Consider the following 2,584-nt stretch of genomic DNA (forward strand, 5'->3'; position numbering starts at 1 on the left):
CCGCCCCTGCCGCGCCCGGTGACCTGCCCGGCCTCGGCGAGCCGGCGGTAGGCGTCGGTCACCACCCCTCGGGAGACGCCGAGTTCGGCCGCGAGCACCCGGCTGGCGGGCAGTCGGCTGCCGGCCGGGAGCCGCCCGTCGGCGACGGCCTCGCGCAGCCGGCGGGCCAGCCAGTCGGTGAGGCCGCCGGGCGGGGCCTCGGCGGCGTCGAGCTGGAGGAAGTCGGCGCCGAGCTCCTTCGCCTCGCGCGTTTTGGACCTGTCGGGTGCGGCGCCTTTGGACCTGTTCACCGATCCATACTGGCGCGAGGGTGGGCCCATGACCATCGAAACGGGCACTCCCCCGACCGGCTACGTCCACGGCTACTCGGACACCGAGGCGCAGCGCCTCGGCGACCAGGCCGACACCCTCGCCGAGCTGCTGCACGCGGGCACGGCGTACCCGGCGGGCAGCCGGGTGCTGGAGGCGGGCTGCGGGGTGGGGGCGCAGACGGTGCACCTGCTGGCGGCCAGCCCGGGGGTGCTGCTGACGGCGGCGGACCTCTCCGCCGAGTCGCTGGCGCTGGCCCGGGAGCGGGTGGCGGCCCAGGCGCCCGCCGCGCGGGTCGCGTGGCACCACGGCGATCTGCACCGGCTGCCGTTCGCCGACGGCTCGTTCGACCACGTCTTCCTGTGCTTCGTGCTGGAGCACCTGCCCGATCCCGCCGCCGCGCTGGCGGCGCTGCGGCGGGTGCTCCGGCCGGGCGGGACGGTCACGGTGATCGAGGGCGACCACGGCTCGGCGCTGTTCCACCCGGAGAGCGAGCCGGCCCGCCGGACCATCGACCACCTGGTCCGGCTCCAGGCCGCGGCGGGCGGCGACGCCCTGCTCGGGCGCCGCCTCCACCCGCTGCTCACGGCGGCCGGGTTCGTCGAGGTGGCGGTCCGCCCCCGTACGGTCTACGCGGACGCCGGCCGTCCGGCGCTGGTGGAGGGCTTCACCCGGCGAACCTTCGTCGCGATGGTCGAGTCCGTCCGGGCGGAGGCGCTGGCCGCCGGGCTGACCACCCCGGAGGCCTTCGACCGCGGCATCGCGGACCTGCGCCGCTCCGCCGGGCCGGGCGGGACCTTCCACTACACCTTCTTCAAGGCGGTGGCGGTCAATCCCTGACGCGGGCCCGCTCAGACCGGGCCGTCGTCGAGGGTGACCAGCAGGGTCCGCATGGCCTCGACGAGGGCGGCCGTACCGGTGTCGTCGAGGTCGGCCAGGATCCGGTGCTCGGTGGCGAGGTGGGCGGGCAGGGCGCGCTCGATCAGGGCGTGGCCCTCGGGGGTGAGTTCGACGTCGCGGCTGCGGCGGTCGAGGTCGCTGCGGGTCCGGGTGACCAGGCCGCGGGCTTCCAGACGGTCGAGGCGCTGGGTGATGGCCCCGGAGGTGACCATGGCGGACTGCATCAGGCCGGTGGGGGTGAGGCGGTAGGGCGGGCCGCTGCGCTTGAGGGTGGCGAGGACGTCGAAGGAGGCGGCGTCCAGGCCGTGCTCGGCGAAGGTGCGGTTGAGCTCCGCGTCCACCAGGCGGTAGAGGCGCTTGAGCCGTCCGAACACCTCCATCGGGGACACGTCCAGGTCGGGCCGCTCGGCGGCCCACTGCGCGACTACGCGGTCCACATGATCTGCCACGGGTTCAGGGTAGGCGATGCCGCTGGATTCCTTAGCGATGAGGTAACTGTGAGCCACATCACCCACTCGCGCCGGTGAAGAGTCTCTTAGCGCTGAGATACATTGACTTAGTGCTAAGGAATCGTCTCGCCGTCGTCCTGGTGACCGCCCTCGCCCCCGCCGTCTGGGGGACGACCTACCTCGTCACCACCGAGCTGCTCCCGCCCGGCCGTCCGCTCCTCGCCGCCGTCATCCGCTGCCTGCCCGCCGGGCTGCTGCTGATCGCCCTCACCCGCCGCCTGCCGCAGGGCGGCTGGTGGTGGCGCGCGCTGGTCCTCGGCGCGCTCAACATCGGCGTCTTCCAGGCCCTGCTCTTCATCGCCGCCTACCGCCTCCCCGGCGGGATCGCGGCCACCGTCGGCGCCGTCCAGCCGCTGATCACCGCCGGCCTCTCGGCCGCCCTGCTCGGCGACCGGCTCACCCTGCGCACCGTGCTGTCCGGCATCGCGGGCGTGGCGGGCGTCAGCCTGCTGGTGCTGCGGGCCGGCGCCCGACTGGACGCGATCGGGGTGGCCGCCGCGCTCGGCGGCGCGGTGGTGATGGCCTTCGGCGTCGTCCTCTCCAAGCGCTGGGTCTCCCCCGCCCCGCTGCTCGCCACCACCGGCTGGCAGCTCACCGCCGGCGGACTGCTGCTGGTGCCGGTCACCCTGCTCGCCGAGGGCGCCCCGCCGTCCCACTACACCGCCGACAACGTGCTCGGCTACGCCTACCTGTGCCTGATCGGCGCCGCCCTCACCTACGCGCTGTGGTTCCGCGGGCTCCGGGCGCTCCCGCCGACCTCGCTCTCCTTCCTGTCCCTGCTCAGCCCGGTGGTCGCCACCGTCGTCGGCTGGCTGGCGCTCGGCCAGGACCTCACCCCGCTCCAGGCCCTCGGCGCGCTGGTCGTG

General features: G+C 74.9%; 4 protein-coding genes. 2 read left to right on the forward strand and 2 right to left on the reverse strand.

All coding sequences use genetic code 11. The annotated features are described in order from the left end of the window. A partial coding sequence (locus J0670_RS35490) for a winged helix-turn-helix domain-containing protein (RefSeq protein WP_307806837.1) occupies window positions 1-290 on the reverse strand: 290 nt, incomplete at its 3' end. A gap of 28 nt (window positions 291-318) precedes the next feature. Between J0670_RS35490 and J0670_RS35495 the strand changes: the two genes are divergently transcribed. Beyond that, a complete protein-coding gene (locus tag J0670_RS35495; RefSeq protein ID WP_207816710.1) occupies window positions 319-1,149 on the forward strand; it encodes a methyltransferase domain-containing protein in 831 nt (276 codons plus the stop codon). An 11-nt stretch (window positions 1,150-1,160) separates the two neighbouring features. Here the strand turns inward: J0670_RS35495 and J0670_RS35500 are convergent, their stop codons facing one another. Then, entirely contained in the window at window positions 1,161-1,658 is a 498-nt protein-coding gene (locus J0670_RS35500; RefSeq protein WP_207816712.1) for a MarR family winged helix-turn-helix transcriptional regulator, read from the reverse strand. A gap of 110 nt (window positions 1,659-1,768) precedes the next feature. On the opposite strand from J0670_RS35500, the gene J0670_RS35505 reads away from it, so the two are divergent. Then, window positions 1,769-2,584 (forward strand): EamA family transporter (locus J0670_RS35505; protein ID WP_207816713.1); only part of this gene is annotated, 816 nt, incomplete at its 3' end.

Source organism: Streptomyces sp. FH025 (assembly GCF_017427025.1).
In the GTDB taxonomy this organism is placed as follows: Bacteria; Actinomycetota; Actinomycetes; order Streptomycetales; family Streptomycetaceae; genus Kitasatospora.